Source organism: Dyella marensis (assembly GCF_049532885.1).
GTDB classification, from domain to species: domain Bacteria; phylum Pseudomonadota; class Gammaproteobacteria; order Xanthomonadales; family Rhodanobacteraceae; genus Dyella_D; species Dyella_D marensis.
Map to the genome: position 1 here is coordinate 3,850,751 of NZ_CP064029.1, position 17,606 is coordinate 3,868,356.

General features: G+C 68.9%; 20 protein-coding genes. 12 read left to right on the forward strand and 8 right to left on the reverse strand.

The features are described 5' to 3' along the window. Positions 1 to 70: 70 nt before the first annotated feature. Positions 71 to 853 carry a polyphosphate kinase 2 gene (gene ppk2 / locus ISN75_RS16775; protein ID WP_168647957.1) on the forward strand — a complete coding sequence of 261 codons (783 nt, stop codon included), beginning with the start codon at positions 71 to 73 and terminating at the stop codon, positions 851 to 853. A gap of 13 nt (positions 854 to 866) precedes the next feature. On the opposite strand, the gene ISN75_RS16780 is transcribed toward ppk2, so the two are convergent. The 3 genes from ISN75_RS16780 to ISN75_RS16790 are packed head-to-tail and all read right to left on the reverse strand — an operon-like array spanning position 867 to position 2,885. Further along, positions 867 to 1,133: an acylphosphatase gene (locus tag ISN75_RS16780; RefSeq protein WP_167256761.1), complete on the reverse strand. Its 267-nt coding sequence runs from the start codon at positions 1,131 to 1,133 to the stop codon at positions 867 to 869. Positions 1,134 to 1,137: 4 nt separating this feature from the next. Next, the gene (locus tag ISN75_RS16785; RefSeq protein ID WP_168647956.1) at positions 1,138 to 1,626 is read right to left on the reverse strand and encodes a TlpA family protein disulfide reductase; all 489 of its coding nucleotides are present in this window, start codon (positions 1,624 to 1,626) and stop codon (positions 1,138 to 1,140) included. After that, on the reverse strand, positions 1,623 to 2,885 hold the full coding sequence (locus tag ISN75_RS16790; protein ID WP_167256759.1) for a YihY family inner membrane protein: 1,263 nt from the start codon (positions 2,883 to 2,885) through the stop codon (positions 1,623 to 1,625). The genes ISN75_RS16785 and ISN75_RS16790 overlap by 4 nt, the downstream gene beginning before the upstream one ends. A 107-nt stretch (positions 2,886 to 2,992) precedes the next feature. Between ISN75_RS16790 and wrbA the strand changes: the two genes are divergently transcribed. The 4 genes from wrbA (at position 2,993) to ISN75_RS16810 (ending at position 6,254) form a co-directional block, all read left to right on the forward strand. Next, entirely contained in the window at positions 2,993 to 3,595 is a 603-nt protein-coding gene (gene wrbA, locus ISN75_RS16795) for an NAD(P)H:quinone oxidoreductase (protein WP_168647955.1), read from the forward strand. Further along, positions 3,592 to 3,945 (forward strand): DUF2069 domain-containing protein, encoded by a 354-nt coding sequence (locus ISN75_RS16800; protein WP_168647954.1) that lies wholly within the window; start codon positions 3,592 to 3,594, stop codon positions 3,943 to 3,945. Before wrbA ends, ISN75_RS16800 begins: the two co-directional genes overlap by 4 nt. Positions 3,946 to 4,006: 61 nt before the next feature. After that, positions 4,007 to 5,647, forward strand: a complete 1,641-nt coding sequence (locus ISN75_RS16805; RefSeq protein ID WP_168647953.1) for an acyl-CoA dehydrogenase family protein — start codon at positions 4,007 to 4,009, stop codon at positions 5,645 to 5,647. 121 nt (positions 5,648 to 5,768) lie between these two features. Beyond that, positions 5,769 to 6,254 (forward strand): asparaginase domain-containing protein, encoded by a 486-nt coding sequence (locus tag ISN75_RS16810; protein WP_167256755.1) that lies wholly within the window; start codon positions 5,769 to 5,771, stop codon positions 6,252 to 6,254. A 143-nt stretch (positions 6,255 to 6,397) separates the two neighbouring features. Here the strand turns inward: ISN75_RS16810 and ISN75_RS16815 are convergent, their stop codons facing one another. Further along, positions 6,398 to 9,031 (reverse strand): protease pro-enzyme activation domain-containing protein, encoded by a 2,634-nt coding sequence (locus ISN75_RS16815; protein WP_167256754.1) that lies wholly within the window; start codon positions 9,029 to 9,031, stop codon positions 6,398 to 6,400. 640 nt (positions 9,032 to 9,671) lie between these two features. Further along, the gene (sufT, locus tag ISN75_RS16820; RefSeq protein WP_167256753.1) at positions 9,672 to 10,226 is read right to left on the reverse strand and encodes a putative Fe-S cluster assembly protein SufT; all 555 of its coding nucleotides are present in this window, start codon (positions 10,224 to 10,226) and stop codon (positions 9,672 to 9,674) included. A gap of 184 nt (positions 10,227 to 10,410) precedes the next feature. On the opposite strand from sufT, the gene ISN75_RS16825 reads away from it, so the two are divergent. Then, the gene (locus ISN75_RS16825) at positions 10,411 to 10,842 is read left to right on the forward strand and encodes a hypothetical protein (RefSeq protein ID WP_167256752.1); all 432 of its coding nucleotides are present in this window, start codon (positions 10,411 to 10,413) and stop codon (positions 10,840 to 10,842) included. Between the two features lie 21 nt (positions 10,843 to 10,863). Here the strand turns inward: ISN75_RS16825 and ISN75_RS16830 are convergent, their stop codons facing one another. Beyond that, positions 10,864 to 12,291, reverse strand: coding sequence for an NAD(P)(+) transhydrogenase (Re/Si-specific) subunit beta (locus ISN75_RS16830; protein ID WP_168647951.1), 1,428 nt, complete (start codon positions 12,289 to 12,291; stop codon positions 10,864 to 10,866). Then, positions 12,291 to 12,596 carry an NAD(P) transhydrogenase subunit alpha gene (locus tag ISN75_RS16835; RefSeq protein WP_167256750.1) on the reverse strand — a complete coding sequence of 102 codons (306 nt, stop codon included), beginning with the start codon at positions 12,594 to 12,596 and terminating at the stop codon, positions 12,291 to 12,293. The genes ISN75_RS16830 and ISN75_RS16835 overlap by 1 nt, the downstream gene beginning before the upstream one ends. A 138-nt stretch (positions 12,597 to 12,734) precedes the next feature. On the opposite strand from ISN75_RS16835, the gene ISN75_RS16840 reads away from it, so the two are divergent. The 3 genes from ISN75_RS16840 to ISN75_RS16850 are packed head-to-tail and all read left to right on the forward strand — an operon-like array spanning position 12,735 to position 14,227. Next, positions 12,735 to 13,322, forward strand: a complete 588-nt coding sequence (locus ISN75_RS16840) for an RNA polymerase sigma factor (RefSeq protein WP_167256786.1) — start codon at positions 12,735 to 12,737, stop codon at positions 13,320 to 13,322. Next, positions 13,319 to 13,693: a hypothetical protein gene (locus tag ISN75_RS16845; RefSeq protein ID WP_167256749.1), complete on the forward strand. Its 375-nt coding sequence runs from the start codon at positions 13,319 to 13,321 to the stop codon at positions 13,691 to 13,693. Before ISN75_RS16840 ends, ISN75_RS16845 begins: the two co-directional genes overlap by 4 nt. 3 nt (positions 13,694 to 13,696) lie before the next feature. Continuing rightward, entirely contained in the window at positions 13,697 to 14,227 is a 531-nt protein-coding gene (locus ISN75_RS16850) for a DUF3106 domain-containing protein (RefSeq protein ID WP_167256748.1), read from the forward strand. Positions 14,228 to 14,308: 81 nt separating this feature from the next. Here ISN75_RS16850 and ISN75_RS16855 read toward each other — a convergent pair whose 3' ends face one another. Then, entirely contained in the window at positions 14,309 to 15,409 is a 1,101-nt protein-coding gene (locus ISN75_RS16855; RefSeq protein WP_167256747.1) for an NAD(P) transhydrogenase subunit alpha, read from the reverse strand. Positions 15,410 to 15,590: 181 nt separating this feature from the next. Between ISN75_RS16855 and cdd the strand changes: the two genes are divergently transcribed. The 3 genes from cdd to ISN75_RS16870 all read left to right on the forward strand — a co-directional run bounded on the left by cdd (position 15,591) and on the right by ISN75_RS16870 (position 17,525). Next, entirely contained in the window at positions 15,591 to 16,004 is a 414-nt protein-coding gene (cdd, locus tag ISN75_RS16860; protein WP_167256746.1) for a cytidine deaminase, read from the forward strand. Positions 16,005 to 16,071: 67 nt separating this feature from the next. Then, entirely contained in the window at positions 16,072 to 16,641 is a 570-nt protein-coding gene (locus ISN75_RS16865) for a nitroreductase family protein (RefSeq protein WP_167256745.1), read from the forward strand. Continuing rightward, positions 16,638 to 17,525, forward strand: coding sequence for a 5'-3' exonuclease (locus ISN75_RS16870; RefSeq protein ID WP_167256744.1), 888 nt, complete (start codon positions 16,638 to 16,640; stop codon positions 17,523 to 17,525). The genes ISN75_RS16865 and ISN75_RS16870 overlap by 4 nt, the downstream gene beginning before the upstream one ends. Positions 17,526 to 17,606: the final 81 nt, after the last annotated feature.

Genomic DNA, 17,606 nt, shown 5'->3' on the forward strand with positions numbered 1-17,606 from the left:
TTGAAGTTGGCCATGTTGGGGTTCGCCTGCGGCTCACCCCAACCTACGCCCCGAACCGCTGGAGACCGACATGAGCAACAAGGACAAGGGCTACCGCAAGACCATGGAGGAACTGCAGCTCGAGCTGGCCGGCCTGCACCGCTGGCTCAAGCGCAGCGGCCATCGCGTGGTGGTGCTGTTCGAAGGGCGCGACGCGGCCGGCAAGGGCGGCACCATCAAGGCCATCACCGAGTCGATGGATACGCGCGGCTATCGCGTCGCCGCACTGGGCAAGCCCAGCGAGGCGGAGTCGACGCAGTGGTATTTCCAGCGCTACGTCGAACACCTGCCCGCCGCCGGCGAACTCGTGCTGTTCGACCGCAGCTGGTACAACCGCGCGGTGGTGGAGCCGGCCATGGGCTTCTGCACCGAGCAGCAGCGCGAGGACTTCCTGCACGCCGTGCCGCACTTCGAGAAGCTGCTGGCCGACGACGGCATCGTCCTGATCAAGTACTGGCTGGCGGTGGACCAGAAGAAGCAGGAAGAACGCTTCGCCGAACGCGCCGAGGACCCGCTCAAGCGCTGGAAGCTCTCGCCGGTGGACCTGGCCTCGCGCAACAAGTACGCGGAAATGGGCCAGCTGCGCGACCAGATGATCGAACGCACCAACCGGCCGTACGCGCCGTGGTTCGTGGTCGACTACAACGACCAGAAGCGCGGCCGCGTCAACCTGATCCGTCACCTGCTGGAACATATCCCGCGCAAGGAGACCAGCATTCCGGAAGTGAAGCTGCCCAAGCTCAAGGGCAAGCCGCGGCGCGAGCACGTCACCGACAAGGCGCAGTGGGTGCCGGATACCTTCGCGGACGAGTAAGCCGCACGGGCGCTCAGCCCGTGCGGAAATCCTCCGGCTCTTCGCCGTTCCACTCGCTGCGCGCGACCTCATCGACCCGCGCCGCCGGCGGCCCCTTGCGCAGCCATTGCTCCAGCGCATCGATGGCGACGGGGCTGCCGCAGGCCAGCACCTCGACGCCGCCGTCCGGCAGGTTCCTGGCATAGCCGGCCAGCCCGCGCACCAGGGCCTGCTCGCGGGTGCAGGCGCGGAAGCAGACGCCCTGCACCTTGCCGCTCACCCGGAACAAGGCCGCGGCCATGGCCTTATTTCCCCGCCTTCGGCAGGCCGACCGCCTCGCCCAGCGAGGCTTCGGTGACCGGGCCGACAAAGCGCTTGGCCACCTTGCCGTCCGGCCCGATCAGCCAGGTGGTGGGCAGGCCGCGCGGTTCGTCGAAATCCTTCGGCGGCTGGTCCAGGGTGACCTGGGCGATCGGGTAGCTAACCGGATGCTTGGCCAGGAAGGCCTGGATATCGGCCTTGTCGGTGTCCTCGTAGGCCAGGCCGATGGCGGCGACCTTGTCCTTGTGCGTGGCGACGAAGCGTGAGATGTCCGGCATCTCCTTGATGCAGGGCACGCACCAGGTGGCCCAGTAATTGACGATCACGTACTTGCCGCGCTGCTGCGCGAGATCGTACGGCTTGCCGTCGAGCGTGCTGATCTTCAGCGTGGGCTGCGCCGGCATGGCGGCCTGCGCGGCGGGCACGCCGGCGGCCAGGGCCGCGGCGAGGACGATGGCGGTGAAACGATTCATGCGACCACTTCCTTCGAAGTTTCTTGCGTAGCGGGGAAAACCTGATCGAGCTTGGCGTCCAGCTTCTCGCGCAGCAGCTTGGCCGTGGAACACAGCAGCTGGAGCAGCTCGTCCGGCAACTTGATGCCGAGCGATTGCGCCTCGCCGGCCGGGTCCAGCGGCAGACGATAACCCGCATATTGGTAAACGCGCAGCAGGTCGGTGGCATCCAGGCTGCGGCTGAGCAGCCAGCCGCCGGATTCGCTGCGCTGGACCAGGTCGGCGCGCTGCAGGTCTTCGAAGAAGGCGGCGATGGAACCGCTGCGCAGGTACGGTTCTTCCAGGCGCACGATCGCCGGGTCGACGCTGTAGCCCTTGCGCTGCGCATCGACGAAATGCCGCAGCACCACCATCAGGCCGAGGAATTCCGAACCCTCGGGCAGGCATTCGGTCGGTATCTGGTATTCGTAGGCCGAGATCGACGCGGCGATCGACGCGCCGAGGATCACGATGATCCACGAAAGATAGATCCACAGCAGGAAGATCGGCAGCGCCGCCAGCGCCGCGCCGTAGATCTGCTGGTAAGTCTGCGCGTGATGCACGAACAGCGCGAAACCCCAGCGCGCCAGCTCGAACAGCACCGCGCCGAGCAGCGCGCCGATCGCCGCGTGCTTCAGCGATACGCGCCGGTTCGGCACCACCACGTAGAGCAGCCACAGCGTCACGAAGGTCACCACGAACGGCAGCGCGCTGAGCAGATAGGTGCCGAAGTTGAAGCTGGCCGCGCTCTTGATCAGCGGCAGCGCGGTGACATACGAGCTTGCGGCCAGTCCACCCACCACCAGGACCGGCCCCAGGGTCAGCGCGGCCCAGTACAGCAGCAGGCGCGAGCCCCAGGCGCGCGGGCGGTGCACGCGCCAGATGCGGTTGAGGCGGTCCTCGATGCTCACCATCATCGACACCGCGCTGAACAGCATCACGATCACGCTGATGCCGGTGAGCTTGCTGGCGTTGTCGGCGAAGGCCAGCAGCGCGTTCTTCACCGTCTCGGCCGCGGCCGGCACCATGTTGAAGACGAAATTGATCAGCGTATTGCGCCATTCGGCGAATACCGGAAACGCCGAGAACATCGCCAGCACCGCCACCACCAGGGGCACCAGCGATACCAGGGTGGTGTAGGACAGCGCACCGGCCGTCTCGAAGCACTTGTCGTCGATGAAGCGCTGCCACAGGAAGCGGCTGAAGCTGGTGGTGCGGTCGCGGTCGATGCGCCAGGCCATGCGGGTCCTCGTCGGCTGCCGCCGCCAGGGGCGCGGCGGCTACATGGGCGGAACGGAACGGTACACTAACCGATCCGCAGCGAACGCCCCAACCCAAGGCGCAAGGCATGAGCCGAGACATCCTGGTCCTGTACTACAGCCGCAGCGGCCACACCGCGCGCCTGGCGCGGCTGGTCGCGCGCGGCGTGGAAGAAGCCGGCCTGCAGGCGCGCCTGCGCCAGGTGCCGCCGGTGGCGCCGGTGACCGAGACCGCGCAGCCGCCGGAACCAGAAGAAGGCGCGCCCTACGCCAGCCGCCAGGACCTGCTCGAATGCGCGGGCCTGGCGCTGGGCAGCCCCACGCGCTTCGGCAACATGGCCGCGCCGCTGAAGTACTTCCTCGACAACACCGGCGCCGAATGGGCCAGCGGCGCGCTCGCCGGCAAGCCCGCCGCGGTGTTCACCTCCACCAGCACCATGCACGGCGGGCAGGAATCCACCTTGCTGAGCATGGCTTTGCCGCTGCTGCACCATGGCATGTTGCTGGTCGGCGTGCCGTATACGGAGCCTGCGCTCACCGCCACGCAGAGCGGCGGCACGCCGTACGGCGCCAGCCATGTGTCCGGCGCGCAGGGCGACAACGCCATCAGCGAACACGAGCGCGAACTGGCGCGTGCGCTGGGCCGGCGCCTGGCCGACGTGGCGCGCCGGCTGGCGGACAGCGGCACGTGAGCGCGGCGCCGGTTCCGCGCGCGTACCGCATCGGCCTGGCCGCGTGGGCCGCGCTGGTGCTGCTGCAGTTCGCCTGGCACGGCTGGTTGTTTCCGGCGCAGCTGATGCCGGTGTGGCTGGTGCTGCTGATCACCGTGCTGCCGCTGCTGCTGCCCCTGCTGGCGCTGCGCCGCGACGTGCGCCGCGCGCTGCTGTGGGTGGGCATCCTGGCGCTGTTCTATTTCTGCCACGGCATCGCCGAGGGCTGGAGTTCGTCGAGCGAGCGCTGGCTGGCGCTGGTGGAGATCGTGCTGACCTTGCTGCTGATCGGCGCGCTGGGCGCGGGTGTGCAGCGCAGGCCGGCGCGCTGACGAAGGCCGAACAAGCGCCGGCCTATACTCCGCGGGCATTCTCAAGCCCAGGGAGGGCCGCATGGGATTCCTGCAAGAAGCGCCGCAGCTGGCGCATCCGTACCGCGACGACCGCCTGCTGGTCGACCTGCTCGACCGCGTGCTGCCGGCGGAGCGCCGTGCCGCCATCGAAACCGACCTCGACGCTCTAGGCGACTACGCGCGCCTGGCCTGGCGCCGCGTCTGCAGCACCACGCGGCGCAAGCCGGTGCTCACGCAGTGGGACGCCTGGGGCCGCCGCGTCGACCGCATCGAGCTGACGCCCGCCTGGCAGGAAGGCCCGCTGCTGACCACGCGCCACGCGGTGCTCGCCGCCGGCCACGAAGCGCATCCGGAAGCGCGCGTGGAGGAATTCGCCCGCGTCTATCTCTATCACCTGGCCAGCGAGTTCTATACCTGCCCGCTGGCGATGACCGACGGCGCCGCCACCGCGCTGAAGGCTTCCGGCAATGCGCAGCTGATCGAACGCGCGCTGCCGCATTTCCTCAGCCGCGATCCGGCGAACTTCTGGCTCAGCGGCCAGTGGATGACCGAGAACGCCGGCGGCTCCGACGTGGGCAACACCGAAACCGTCGCTCGCCGCGATGCGGACGGCCAGTGGCGGCTGTACGGGCGCAAGTGGTTCAGTTCCGCGGTGGTCGGCGAAGCCGCCCTGGCGCTGGCCCGCCCCGAAGGCGCCGGCAGCGGCGCGGGTGCGCTGGCGCTGTTCTATGTGGAGACCATGGACGACGGCCAGCGCAAACCCGAGCTGGTCATCGACCGCCTCAAGGACAAGCTCGGCACGCACGAGCTGCCCACCGCCGAGATCCATCTCGACGGCCTGCCCGCCTGGCCGGTAGGCGAACTGGAACACGGCGTGCGCCAGGTAGCGCCGATGCTCAACGTCACGCGCAGCTGGAACGCGATCTGCGCGGTGGCCAGCATGGCGCGCGCGCTGCAGCTGGCGCGCGACTACGCGCGCCGCCGCCAAGCCTTCGGCCGCAGCCTCGCCGAGCAGCCGCTGCACGCGCAGACGCTGGCCGGCATGCAGGCGGAATTCGAGGCCGCGTTCGCGCTCGGCTTCGAAGTGGCGCATCTGCTCGGCCGCGCCGAACACCGCGCCGCCACGCCGGACGAAGCCGCGCTGCTGCGCCTGCTCACGCCGCTGGCCAAGCTGTGGACCGGCAAGCTGGCCATAAGCATCTGCTCGGAAGCGCTGGAGTGCTTCGGCGGCGCCGGCTATATCGAGGACACCGGCCTGCCCCAGCTGCTGCGCGATGCGCAGGTGTATGCGATCTGGGAAGGCACCACGAACGTACTATCGCTGGACTCGCTGCGCGCGCTGGCCGGCAAGTCGCCCGAGGCCCTGCGCGCATGCATCGCCCATTGGCTGGCCGACAGCGACGACATGCACGCCGCCAGCGCCGTGCAGCACACGCTGGACGCGGCCATGCGCTGGCTGGACACGCACGGCGCGCAGCGCGACGCGCTGGAAGCCGGCGCGCGCGGCCTGGCCTTGACCCTGGCCCGCTGCGCGGCGGCGGCGCTGCTGGCGCGGCAGGCGGCCTGGGCCAAGCGCCAGCGCGGCGACCTGCGGCCAGGGGCGGCGCTGCGGCGCTTCGTCAGCCACGGGCTGGACCGGCTGGATACGCTGGATGCGGCGGATACCGCGCTGCTGGCGTAGGCCAGGGTGAGCCGCAGGCAAACCCCAACATGACCACGTTCAAACGCCTCGCCTCGTTGGGGTTCGCCTATGGCTCACCCCAACCTACACTAATGCCCTTCCTCCACCACGGCCTTTCCCCATGCAGCACCTGACCATCGTCACCACCGGCGGCACCATCGACAAGATCTACTTCGACGACAAGTCGGACTACAAGATCGGCGCGCCGCAGATCGGCGAGATCCTCGGCCAGCTCGGCGTCGCCTTCCAGTTCGACGTGATCCCGATCCTGCGCAAGGACAGCCTGCACATGGGCGCCGAGGACCGCGCCCTGGTGCGTTCCGCCATCGAGGCGCAGCCGCACCGCCACGTGCTGGTCACGCACGGCACCGACACCATGGTGGAGACCGCGCGCGAACTGGCCCAGATCAAGGGCAAGGTGATCGTGCTCACCGGCGCGCTCAATCCGGCGCGCTTCCAGGGTTCGGACGCGGTGTTCAACATCGGCTGCGCGGTGGGCGCGGTGCAGACCCTGCCGGACGGCGTGTACATCGCCATGAACGGCCGCATCTGGGACCCGGCCAAGGTGCGCAAGAACCGCGACGCCAACCGCTTCGAGGAAGCGTAAGCATCCATGTAGGTTGGGGTGAGCCGCAGGCGAACCCAACAGACGTACGATTGTCGCGATGTTGGGGTTGGCCTCCGGCTCACCCCAACCTACGTGGAAAAAGAAACGGGCCCGGTCTTGCGACCGGGCCCGTTTCATTTTTCTCACTGCACGTTGAGGTTGACGTCGTCCAGCACGAACGAGGTCTGCAGCGAGCTGTCCTCGGTGCCCGTGAACTTGATGGTCACGGTCTGGCCGATGTACGCGCTCAGGTCGAAGGTCTTCAGCGAGTAGCCCGAAGCCTTGTTGAGGTTCGAGTACGTCGCCAGCGTCTTCAGCACGGTGCCGCTGCTGTTGAGCACCTGCACGTTGAGCTTGTCGTACGCGGTCGAGGTGGTGGTCTCGGCGGTGTCGACGTGCAGGTAGAACGTCAGCGAAGCCGAGGTCTTGCCGGCCGGGATGGCCACGCTCTGCGAGACGGTGTCGGTATGGCTGCTGCCATAGCCGTCCAGCCAGGTGAACCAGGTGCCGCCGTGGGCGGTCTGGCCGCTGCAGCTGGAGTTGCTGCACAGCGCGCCGGAGCTGATCGACCACGGCGAGGCCGTGCCGGTCTCGAAGCCCGGATTGCCGAGCAGCTGGCTGGAACCGCCGCCACCGCCGCTGGACACCGTGACCGACGAGCTCTTCGAGCTGGTCTTGCCGCTGGTGCCGTCGGTCACCGTCTCGGTGACGGTGTAGGTGCCGGCCGCCGCGTAGGTGTGGCTGGGGCTGGTCGCGGTGGAGGTGCCGCCGTCGCCGAAGGTCCAGGCGTGCGACGAAATGGTGCCGCCGGTATCCGTGGAGCTGTCGGTGAAGTTGGCCACCAGGCCGCTGGTGGTGAAGCTGAAGTTGGCCGTGGGCGTGCCGCCGGTGCTGCCGCCGCCGGAGACCCAGTTCGCCGCCGCGAAGGCGTTGACCTTGGAGATGTCCAGGCTGCCGAAGCCGGTGGTGTAGTCCCAGCCCGCCGCGGCGTTGTAGCCGTGGCCGCTGTAGCCGTTGTTGCCCGAGGTCACGTCATGCAGCAGCTCGGGGTGGTTCGGGAAGTCGCCGTAGAACTTCGAGGTCGGGAACGGCAGCGCATTGCCGTTGTTCGACTGCAGGCGCGCCCACACGCCGACGAAGATCGGCGAAGCCAGGCTGGTGCCGCCGATGGCGTAGGTGCTGCCCTGGTAGACGATCTGCGCGCCGCTGGACTGCGCCGCGTCGAAAGCCACGTCGGGCAGCACGCGCTTGGTCACCGAGGAACCGAGCGCGGCGGTCTGCCAGCTCGGCGCGGTCTCGAACGAGCTGACGCCGCCGCCGGTGGCCCACAGGCGCTTGCGCGTGTCGGTGGAGCTGACGTTGGCCAGGCCTTCGTTCCACACCGTCTCGCCGGCCCAGGTGGTGCCGTTGGTCGACAGCGTGGTGCCGCCCACCGCGACCACGTACGGCGAAGCCGCCGGCTCGCTCACCGAGTAAGCGGTGAGGTCGGCCGTGACGGTGCCCGAGGAATTGGTCAGCACGCCGCCCTGCGACTCGTACACGCCTTCGTCGCCGGAGGAGATCGAGAAGGTCTGGCCCTGCGCGACGGCCTGCTGGAACACGTTGTCGTCGGCCTGCTGGGTGCCGGCGTTGTGCGCGGCGGTCTCGTCTTCGCCCAGCGACACGTTGACCACCTTGGCCACGTTGTCGGTCACGGCCTTGTTGTAGGCGGCGGTGATGCCGGCGTCGGTCAGCGAGGCGTTGTTGGTGCCGTTGGCCGCCGTGTAGAAGATCAGCTTCTGCACGCCGCCGGTGGTGCCGACGATGGTCTGGCTGTCCAGGTTCCACTCGCCGTCGCCGTCGGTGTCGTCCCACAGCGCGGCCGTGCCCACTTTCACCGTCTGCACGTTAGTGGTCGGCAGGCCGGCGTTGCTGGTGAAGGTGTTGAGGTCGTTGATGGTGGTGGTGGTGGCGCCCCAGGTGACGATGCCGACCGTGGTGTTGGTGGCCGCCGGCACGCTGCCGACGTCGTAGATCGCCGGGAAGTCCTTCGGGTTGTGGCTGGCGACGGTGGCACTGGTCGCGTTCGGGTGGATCTCGGCCGGGGTCAGCTGCTTCAGCACGTGGTGCATGGTGTGCTTGACGCTGACGTCCTGCAGGCCCAGCACCGCCTCGACGGTGTCGGCGAGCGAGGACGGCACCTGCACTTCGCCGTCGTTGGCCACGCGCTGGCGGCCGCGGAACTGGAAGGTCTTCATGGTGGTGCGGAACGCGGCCTGCACGTGGCCGGCATTGCCGTCGGCCTCGACCAGCAGGTTGTTCGGCGACACGGTGACGTTGCCGAAGCCGGCGGCGCGCAGATGCGCGATCACCGCCTGCACCTGCTGCTCGGTCGGCGCATAGGCCGCCTTGAACTGCTCAGGCGTGAGGTACTTGCCGTAGTGCGCGCTGCCCGGCGTGGCCAGCTCGTGCAGGAACTGCTGCAGCTGGTCGGCGTTGCGCAGCTTCAGGCTGACCGCGATGTGCAGCGGCTTGCTCTGCTCCAGCGGGGTGACCAGCGCGTTGTCCACGGTGGGATTGCCGCGCATGCGGATGGTCCACTGCGCGGCGCCGCCGGCGGTGGACAGGGTGGAAACGCCGGCGCCGGCGCGGTCGATCGCCGGATGGGTCTTGGTGCCGACCCAGCTGTCGGCGGCCTGCGCCGAACCGGCCAGCATCGCCAGCGAAACGGCGGCCGGCAGAAGAGCCTTGCGATACAGCTTGTTGGTGATGCTCCGCGAGTGATTCAGACTGCTCATTCCGTGACTCCCCAGACATTTTTCAGGCACGAACGGACCCGATGCGGCCGGTCGGCCCCATGATGGAAATGCCGCGCTTGGGTGCGGCGCCTTTGGTGTGTGATTGCCCAGCGATCCTGTGTACGCCCGGCCCGCTGTCCCCTGGTCGCTCCTGACCCAGACGCGCCTGACTCTCTGCGTTGCTATTGAGCGAACCGCTGCCCCGCGGTGGCGCTCACGCATCACCCGTCAACCTCCCCGCCGACGGATTCATTGACGCTAAGGGGCGGCGCACGATTTCGTCAATGCGCGCAAAACCCCTGGAAATAAGTGATTTCCGACACCTTCGCGTCAGCAACTTTTTACGATGCCGCGGCGCGGCGCGAACCTGCGCATGCACGTGTTGCACGCGCATGCGTGATGGCGACAAGTCATGCCCGCACGATATGACGATATGCCCGCCTCGATTTCTTGCGTTTGAAACGAAGCGGCCGCGAGCATGCCTTTCGCCCTGGATAAACGAATGCTGAATAATGGTTGCAGGCGCGACTATCGCGTGCATTTCGAAGACAGGAATCGGTCGCGCGAAACGTGTCGCGACCCACAAAAAAAGCGCCGCGAGGGGCGCTTTTTTCCTAGGTCTTTTTCCTAGCGCAATGCGTCAGAGCATGCCGGTTTCCAGCTTGGCGATCTCCGACATCATCGAATGATTCCACGGCGGGTCGAACACCAGGTCGACGTCGGCTTCCTTCACCGTGGGGATCAGCTCCAGCTTGGTGCGGGCGTCGTCGATCAGGATGTCGCCCATGCCGCAGCCGGGGGCGGTCAGGGTCATCTTCACGTAGACCTTGCGGCCGCCTTCGACCGCGTCGAGGCTGACGTCGTAGACCAGGCCCAGTTCCACCACGTTCACCGGGATCTCCGGGTCGAACACGGTGCGCAGCTGCTGCCACACCAGTTTTTCCACGTCGGCGTCGGTGGCGTCGTCGGGCAGCTCGATCGGCGGGGGCGGCTCCTTGCCCAGGGCGTCCGCGTCCTTGCCGGCGATGCGGAACAGGTTGCCCTCCACGTACACGGTGAAGCTGCCGCCGAGCGCCTGGGTGATGTAGCCCACCTGCCCGGCCGGCAGGTTGACCGTTTCTCCCTGCGGCACCATCACGGCGTCGCAATCGCGCTCCAGGGTGAAAGGTTCGCTGCTAAGACTGAAACCGCTCATGCCGATCCTGAGAAAGTCGAAAAGCCCGGGCTTGAGGCCGGGCCAAGCTGCCTATTATGCCGTCCGCTGACCCAGATCAGGCCGCCGGGAGCCGATCTCAAGATGCGGCCGCGCTATGATTCGGGGCTTTCACCCTCAGGGAAGAGCCGCACGTGCCAGCCCCGCTTACCGGTCACCGCCCCTTATGAGCGCGCGCGCGCTGTTCTCCCTGCTTTTTGCCCTGGTCAGCGCGGTGATGCTGGGCCTGGCCTTCGGCGCGGTGTGGATGCTGCCGACCTTGTTCTTCTCGCGGGTAATGCCCTGGCTGGCCCTGCTGATCGGCTGGCTGCTCGGCCGCCTGATCCGCGGCTGGGTGCGCCCCGAGCCGCGCGGCGCCGCGGTGCTGGCCGCCCTGGCCACCGCGCTTTCCTGCGCCTATGTCTGCCTGCTCACCGCCGCCGCGCGCGTGGCCGGCCTGATGGGGCTGGGCCTGGTCGACGCCATGAAGATCGCAGGCTTCGGGCTGCTGACCGATCTGGTGCGGCTGAACCTGGCCGGCCTGGACCTGCTGTGGTTCGCCGTGGGCATCGCGCTGTCCGCCTGGGTGGCCTGGAAGACGGTGCCGAAGCGGGCCTGAGCCCGCGCCGGCAAGGCGGACTCAGGTATCCAGCGTCTTCAGCTCGGCCACCAGCTGGCCCGCGGCCGCCTGGCCGTCGCCGTACAGCATGCGGGCGTTGTCGGCGTAGAACAGCGCGTTCTCGATGCCGGCGAAGCCGGTGCCCTTGCCGCGCTTGACCACGATCACCTGGCGCGCGTTCGCCACGTCCAGGATCGGCATGCCGTAGATCGGCGAGGCCGGATCGGTCTTCGCCAGCGGGTTGACCACGTCGTTGGCGCCGATCACCAGGGCCACGTCGGTGGCCGGGAATTCCGGGTTGATGTCGTCCATGTCGGCGATCAGGTCGTAGGGCACGCCGGCTTCCGCCAGCAGCACGTTCATATGCCCGGGCATGCGCCCCGCCACCGGGTGGATGGCGAACTTCACTTTCACCCCGCGCGCGATCAGCAGCTGCGCGAACTCCCACACCTTGTGCTGCGCCTGCGCCACGGCCATGCCGTAGCCGGGCACGATCACCACGCGCTCGGCGTAGGCCATCATCACGGCCGCGTCGGCCGGCTCGATCGGCTTCTGCGCGCCGTCGATCGCCTGCGCCGCGCCGCCGCCCGCGCCGAAGCTGCCGAACAGCACGTTGCCCAGCGAGCGGTTCATCGCCTTGGCCATCAGCTGGGTGAGCAAGGTGCCCGCCGCGCCGACCACGGTGCCGGCGATGATCATCGCCTCGTTCTGCAGCACGAAGCCTTCGAAGGCCACGGCCAGGCCGGTGAAGGCGTTATAGAGCGAGATCACCACCGGCATGTCGGCGCCGCCGATCGGCAAGGTCATCATCAGGCCGAACAGCAGGGCCAGCACGAAGAACGCGGCGATCAGCCCGAAGCCCAATTGCCCGCAGGCCAGCGCCACGCCCAGTGCCACCGCGGCGGCCAGTACCAGCATGTTCACCGTGCGCTGGCCGGGGAACACGAAGCGCCGGTCCAGCCAGCCCTGCAGCTTGGCGAAGGCGATCAGCGAACCGGAAAAACTCACCGCGCCGATCAGCGCGCCCAGCACCGCCAGCACCAGCTGCGCCGTGCCCGGCGCGGCGCCGTCGGCCGTGAAGCGGCCGCCGTCCAGCAGGGTGATGCTGCGGCTGGCGTAGCCGATCAGCTCGACCGCGCCGATCGCCGCCGCCGCGCCGCCGCCCATGCCGTTGTACAGCGCCACCATCTGCGGCATCGCCGTCATCGCCACGCGTCGGCCCGACCACCACGCGGCCGACACGCCCAGCAGCACCGCCACCAGGATCAGCGCGCGGTTGTGCATGTCCGGCAGCGCAAAGGTGGCCAGCACCGCCACCAGCATGCCGACGCCCGCCCACACGATGCCGCCGCGCGCGGTGCGCGGCGAACTCATGCGCTTCAGGCCCAGGATGAACAGCAGGGCGGCCAGGAAATAGCAGGCCTTGATCAGGGTCGGCAGCCAAGCCATCACTTGGCCTCCTTGCCGCCGGCGGACTTGCTGGTCTTGAACATCTCCAGCATGCGCTCGGTCACCACGTAGCCGCCGGCCGCGTTGCCGGCGCCCAGCAGCACACCGATGAAGCCGATCGCAAGTTCAAACGATGTCTGCGCATGCCCTAGCGCGACCATGGCGCCTACCAGCACAATGCCGTGCACGAAATTCGAACCGGACATCAGCGGGGTGTGCAGGATCACCGGCACTCTCGCGATGATCTCGTAGCCGGTGAACGCGGCCAGCATGAAGATGTAAAGCGCCAGGAACCCGTCGATCATGACCCCTCCCTGCCTGCCTGCGGTTGTCGGCGCATCATACGGTTGCGGGTCAACCCGTGCGAGCGTGCCGCGTTGAGGCGGGGAGTCGAACCGATGGAGTCTGCCGATGTCCGATCCGACGAACCGGACGACAGCGCCATGAACAGCGCCGTCTCCACGCTCGAAGCGGAACTGCTGGCCAATGACGTCCAGGCAGTCCCGACCTCGCTGGATGCCTTCCTGGCCCAGGTGGAACGCCGCGCGTTCCGCCTGGCCGAAATGAGCCTCGGCCACCGCGAGGACGCCATGGACGCGGTGCAGGACGCGATGCTGCGCCTGGTCCGCAACTACCGCGACAAGCCCGCGCAGGAATGGACCCCGCTGTTCTGGGGCATCCTGCGCCGCCGCATCGTGGACCTGCAGCGCCGCCGCAAGGTGCGCTCCATCGTGGTCGGCTGGCTGGGCGGAGGCCGCGACGACGACGGCGACGAGCTGCCGGCATGGGAACCGGCCGATAACGGCCCCGGACCGCTGGACCGGTTGCAGGACGCGCAGTCTTATGAAGACATGGCCGCCGCCGTGCGCAAGCTGCCGCGGCGCCAGCAGGAGGCCTTCATGCTGCGCGTGCTCGAAGGATTGGACGTAGCGGAGACGGCCCAGGCCATGGGCTGCTCCGAAGGAAGCGTGAAAACCCATCTGTCGCGCGCGATGCACAACCTGCGCGACCAATTGGAGGACTGGCGATGAATGCGCCCGACAACCTGGAACGCCGCGCCCGCGCGCTGTACCGCGAGGCCAGCCGGCAGATCGATCCGGCCACCGCCGGCAAGCTGCGCGCCGCCCGCCGCGAGGCGCTGGCCGCCGCGGCCGCGCCGGCGCACGCACGCTTCGCCCGCATGCTGGTGCCGGCCGGCGCCTTCGCCGCCATCGCGGTGGCCGCGCTGATGGTGTTCTCGCCGCGCGACAGCGTGCCGCTGCCGCCCGCCGGCGCCGCGCAGACGCTGGAAGCCGACGGCGACCTGCCGCCGGACCTGAGCAATACCGATCCGTCGCTGATGCAAAACCTGGACTTCTACGATTGGCTGGCCACCAACGACGCCAGCCAGGCGAGCCGCTGATCCATGCATCCAGGCCGTATCGCCCGCTTTCTGTTGCTTGCCGCACTGTTGTTGTCCGGCGGTCTCGCCGCGCCCGCCTGGGCGCAGCAGGGTCCGCCGCCCGGCGCGCCGCGTTCGTGGGACAGCCTCTCGCCTTCCGAGCGCGAGATGCTGGCCCCGCTGCGCAACGAATGGAACAGCACGCCGCCGGAGCGCCAGGCGCGCATGCTCGACCGCGTGCACCAGTGGAGCACCCTGCCGCCGGACAAGCGCCAGGAAATCCGCCAGCGCATCGAGCAATGGCAGCAGATGACGCCGGAGCAGCGCGATCAGGCGCGCGAGAACATGCGCAAGTTCCAGCAGCTCAGCCCCGACCAGCGCGCCCAGCTGCACGACGCCTTCAAGCGCTACCAGCAGCTGCCGCCGGAACAGCGCCAGCAGCTGATGCACCAGTTCCGCCAGGAACACGGCATCCCGCCGCACCGCCCCCCACCGCCGGGCATGCCGCGGCCGATGGGCGGCTTCGGATCGCCGCCGCACGGGCCCAAGCACTGACCAAACCAGGTAGGTTGGGGTGACAACCCCAACGCGGCAGGCCGAGCGAGGCGATGCTAGGGTTGTCACCCCCAACCCGCGTCAGGCGTTGAAACGCACCTCGCCAGCCTGCGTCACGCAGCTCTTCGCCACCAGCTCGTCGCCGAAGTCCGGCGCCAGCGCGCCGTCCTTCACCAGCAGCTCGACGAAGTTGTAGACGTTGCGCGCATACATCTCCGACGCATGCAGCGGCGCGCCGGCCGGCAGGTTGAGCGGACCGAGCACCACCACGCCGCCCTGCTCCACCCGTTCGCCCGGCCGGGTGAGCTCGCAGTTGCCGCCGCCTTCCGCGGCGAGGTCCACGATCAGCGCGCCCGGCTTCATGCCCTGCACCATCGCGGCGGAAAGAATCTTCGGCGCGGGACGTCCGGGCACGGCGGCGGTGGTGACGATCACGTCCACCGACTTCAGATGCTCGGCCAGCGCCTGCTGCTGCGCGGCGCGCTCTTCCGCCGACAGCTCGCGCGCATAGCCGCCGCTGCCGGCCGCGCTCACACCGAGATCGAGAAACTTCGCACCCAGCGATTCCACCTGCTCGCGCGTTTCCGGGCGCACGTCGTAGCCCTCGATCTGCGCACCCAGCCGGCGCGCCGTGGCGATCGCCTGCAGGCCGGCCACGCCGGCGCCGATCACCAGCACGCGCGAGGGCCGGATGGTGCCGGCCGCGGTGGTAAGCATGGGAAAGAATTTCGGCGCCGCTTCCGCCGCGATCAGCATGGCGCGATAACCGGCCACCGCCGCCTGCGAGCTGAGCACGTCCATCGCCTGCGCGCGCGTGGTGCGCGGCAGCAGTTCCAGCGCGAACGAAGTCAGCTTGCGCGCACCAAGCGCGGCGACGCGCGAGGCCGCGCCGTAGGGCCGCAGCTGGCCGACCACCAGGCTGCCTTCGCGCAGGCCGCTCCACACCGCGTCGTCCGGCGGCAGCACGCAGGCCAGCAGGTCGGCCTGGGCCAGCACGGTGGCGGCGTCGGCGAAATCGACGTCCGCATAACTCGCATCGGGAAACCCGGCCGCCGCGCCGGCATCCCGCTCCAGCAGGACGCGCAGGCCCTTGCCGCGCAGCTTCTTCGCCACTTCGGGCGTGATCGCCACGCGGCGTTCGCCGGCGGCGGTCTCTCGCAATGCGGCCACGGTGATCGGCATCGTGCGGGTCCTCGGGCGGAAGATGGGGCGATCTTACGTGATCGGGGAACGAAGCAGCGCGCGCTTCACCCGGTGCCCGCTCCCTGTTCCCCGTTCCCCGCTCCAGAGCTAGACTGGCCCACCGCCGTTCACCCGGCGCCCGTGCGCCGGCCTGCCGCGGGGGTCCCATCCGGAGATCCCGATGCCTGTGCAACCCGTGACCGATCCCCTGGTCGAACTCGCCCGCGAAGCCCGCGAGCGCGCCTATGCCCCGTATTCCCGCTTCCTGGTCGGCGCCGCGCTGCTCACCCGCGACGGCCGCCATTTCCTCGGCTGCAATGTGGAAAACGCCTCCTACGGCCTGTGCAACTGCGCCGAGCGCACCGCGCTGTTCACCGCCATCGCCGCCGGCTGCAAGCCGGGCGATTTCGTCCGCCTCGCCGTGATCGGCGACACCGAAGGCCCGATCAGCCCCTGCGGCGCCTGCCGCCAGGTGATGGACGAGCTGTGCGACCAGTCGATGCCCGTGCTGCTGGCCAACCTGCACGGCAAGCTGCAGGAAACCACGGTGAAGGAGCTGCTGCCCGGCTCGTTCCGCCTGCCGCTCACCGCGTAGCGAACGCGAGTCGCCTCCCCGGTCACAGGCGGTTAGCATGGACGCTTTGCTTTTGCAGGAATCCCGCATGTCCTCCCCGCTCCAGCCGCTGCTGCAACGCCACTCCGCGCCCACCGCCCAGCTGGGCGAACCGGCGCCCGACGCGGCCACGCTGCGCGCCCTGCTGGAGGCAGCCATCCGCGTGCCGGACCACGGCAAGCTGGTGCCGTTCCGCCTGATCCTGCTGCGCGGCGAAGACAAGCTGCGCTTCGGCGAGCGCCTGGCCGCACTGGCCGAAACGCGCGATCCGGACCTGCCCGATTCCAAGCGCGAGAAAGAACGCCGCCGCTACACCTATGCACCGCTGGTCATCGTTGTCGTCGCGCGCATCGATGCCGGCAGCAAGGTGCCCGAGATCGAGCAGCGCCTCAGCGCCGGCTGCGTCGCCTACAACCTGCTGCTGGGCGCCTCGCAGCTGGGCCTGGGCGCGCAGTGGCTGACCGGCTGGGCCGCCTACGACGAACAAGTCGCCGGCATGCTCGGCCTGGCCGCGCACGAACACATCACCGGCTTCGTGCACCTGGGCACGCTGCAGCTGGACGTGCCGGACCGCGACCGCCCCGCGCTCGACGACCTGCTCAGCACGTGGCGGGCATGAGCACGCTGGCGGCCCATCTGGTCGACGGAAGCCTGTACGTGTTCCGCGCCTGGCATTCCATGCCGGACGAGTTCACCGACACGGAAGGCCACCCGGTCAACGCGGTGCACGGCTTCACCCGCTTCCTGTGCGAACTGCTCGAACGCACCAAGCCCGAACACATCGCGGTGGCGTTCGACGCCTCGCTCACCACTTCGTTCCGCAACGCCATCTACCCGGCCTACAAGGCCAACCGCGAATTGCCGCCGCCGGATCTGGAACACCAGTTCGTGCTGTGCCGCGAAATCACCGCGGCGCTGGGCCTGGTCACCCTGATCGACCACAGCTACGAAGCCGACGACCTGATCGGCAGCTCGCTGTGGAGCCTGCGCGGGCACGGCTTCCGCAGCGTGATCGTGTCGGCCGACAAGGACTTCGGCCAGCTGCTCGGCGAGCACGACGAGCAATGGGATTACGCGCGCAACCTGCGCTGGGGCCCGGCCGGCGTGCACGAGCGCCTGGGCGTGCATCCGCACCAGGTGGCCGACTATCTCGCGCTGTGCGGCGACGCGGTCGACAACATCCCCGGCGTACCCGGCATCGGCGCCAAGACCGCGGCCGCCCTGCTCGCGCATTTCGGCAGCCTCGACGCGCTGCTGGAGCGCGTGGACGAAGTGCCGTTCCTGCGCATCCGCGGCGCCGCCAGCTGCGCGCAGAAGCTGCGCGAGCACAAGGACGCCGCGCTGCTGTACCGCCGCCTTACGCGCATCGCACTGGATGCGCCGGTGTCGATGGCCGCTGACGCACTGGCCTGGAACGGCGCGAACGCGGCGGCGCTGGACGACCTGAGCGAACGCCTGCGTTTCGGCCCGCTGACGCGCCAGCGCCTGAAAGCGCTGGCGTAGGGCGTAGGTTGGGGTGAGCCATAGGCGAAACCCAACGATGCGTGGCGTTCGATGTTGGGGTTCGCCTATGGCTCACCCCAA

Excerpts from the sequence above, each read along its gene's own strand:
- ppk2 (WP_168647957.1), top strand. The coding sequence starts at position 71 with ATGAGCAACAAGGACAAGGGCTACCGCAAGACCATGGAGGAACTGCAG.
- ISN75_RS16780 (WP_167256761.1), bottom strand. The coding sequence starts at position 1,133 with ATGGCCGCGGCCTTGTTCCGGGTGAGCGGCAAGGTGCAGGGCGTCTGC.
- ISN75_RS16785 (WP_168647956.1), bottom strand. The coding sequence starts at position 1,626 with ATGAATCGTTTCACCGCCATCGTCCTCGCCGCGGCCCTGGCCGCCGGC.
- ISN75_RS16790 (WP_167256759.1), bottom strand. The coding sequence starts at position 2,885 with ATGGCCTGGCGCATCGACCGCGACCGCACCACCAGCTTCAGCCGCTTC.
- wrbA (WP_168647955.1), top strand. The coding sequence starts at position 2,993 with ATGAGCCGAGACATCCTGGTCCTGTACTACAGCCGCAGCGGCCACACC.
- ISN75_RS16805 (WP_168647953.1), top strand. The coding sequence starts at position 4,007 with ATGGGATTCCTGCAAGAAGCGCCGCAGCTGGCGCATCCGTACCGCGAC.
- ISN75_RS16810 (WP_167256755.1), top strand. The coding sequence starts at position 5,769 with ATGCAGCACCTGACCATCGTCACCACCGGCGGCACCATCGACAAGATC.
- ISN75_RS16815 (WP_167256754.1), bottom strand. The coding sequence starts at position 9,031 with ATGAGCAGTCTGAATCACTCGCGGAGCATCACCAACAAGCTGTATCGC.
- sufT (WP_167256753.1), bottom strand. The coding sequence starts at position 10,226 with ATGAGCGGTTTCAGTCTTAGCAGCGAACCTTTCACCCTGGAGCGCGAT.
- ISN75_RS16825 (WP_167256752.1), top strand. The coding sequence starts at position 10,411 with ATGAGCGCGCGCGCGCTGTTCTCCCTGCTTTTTGCCCTGGTCAGCGCG.
- ISN75_RS16830 (WP_168647951.1), bottom strand. The coding sequence starts at position 12,291 with ATGGCTTGGCTGCCGACCCTGATCAAGGCCTGCTATTTCCTGGCCGCC.
- ISN75_RS16835 (WP_167256750.1), bottom strand. The coding sequence starts at position 12,596 with ATGATCGACGGGTTCCTGGCGCTTTACATCTTCATGCTGGCCGCGTTC.
- ISN75_RS16840 (WP_167256786.1), top strand. The coding sequence starts at position 12,735 with ATGAACAGCGCCGTCTCCACGCTCGAAGCGGAACTGCTGGCCAATGAC.
- ISN75_RS16845 (WP_167256749.1), top strand. The coding sequence starts at position 13,319 with ATGAATGCGCCCGACAACCTGGAACGCCGCGCCCGCGCGCTGTACCGC.
- ISN75_RS16850 (WP_167256748.1), top strand. The coding sequence starts at position 13,697 with ATGCATCCAGGCCGTATCGCCCGCTTTCTGTTGCTTGCCGCACTGTTG.
- ISN75_RS16855 (WP_167256747.1), bottom strand. The coding sequence starts at position 15,409 with ATGCCGATCACCGTGGCCGCATTGCGAGAGACCGCCGCCGGCGAACGC.
- cdd (WP_167256746.1), top strand. The coding sequence starts at position 15,591 with ATGCCTGTGCAACCCGTGACCGATCCCCTGGTCGAACTCGCCCGCGAA.
- ISN75_RS16865 (WP_167256745.1), top strand. The coding sequence starts at position 16,072 with ATGTCCTCCCCGCTCCAGCCGCTGCTGCAACGCCACTCCGCGCCCACC.
- ISN75_RS16870 (WP_167256744.1), top strand. The coding sequence starts at position 16,638 with ATGAGCACGCTGGCGGCCCATCTGGTCGACGGAAGCCTGTACGTGTTC.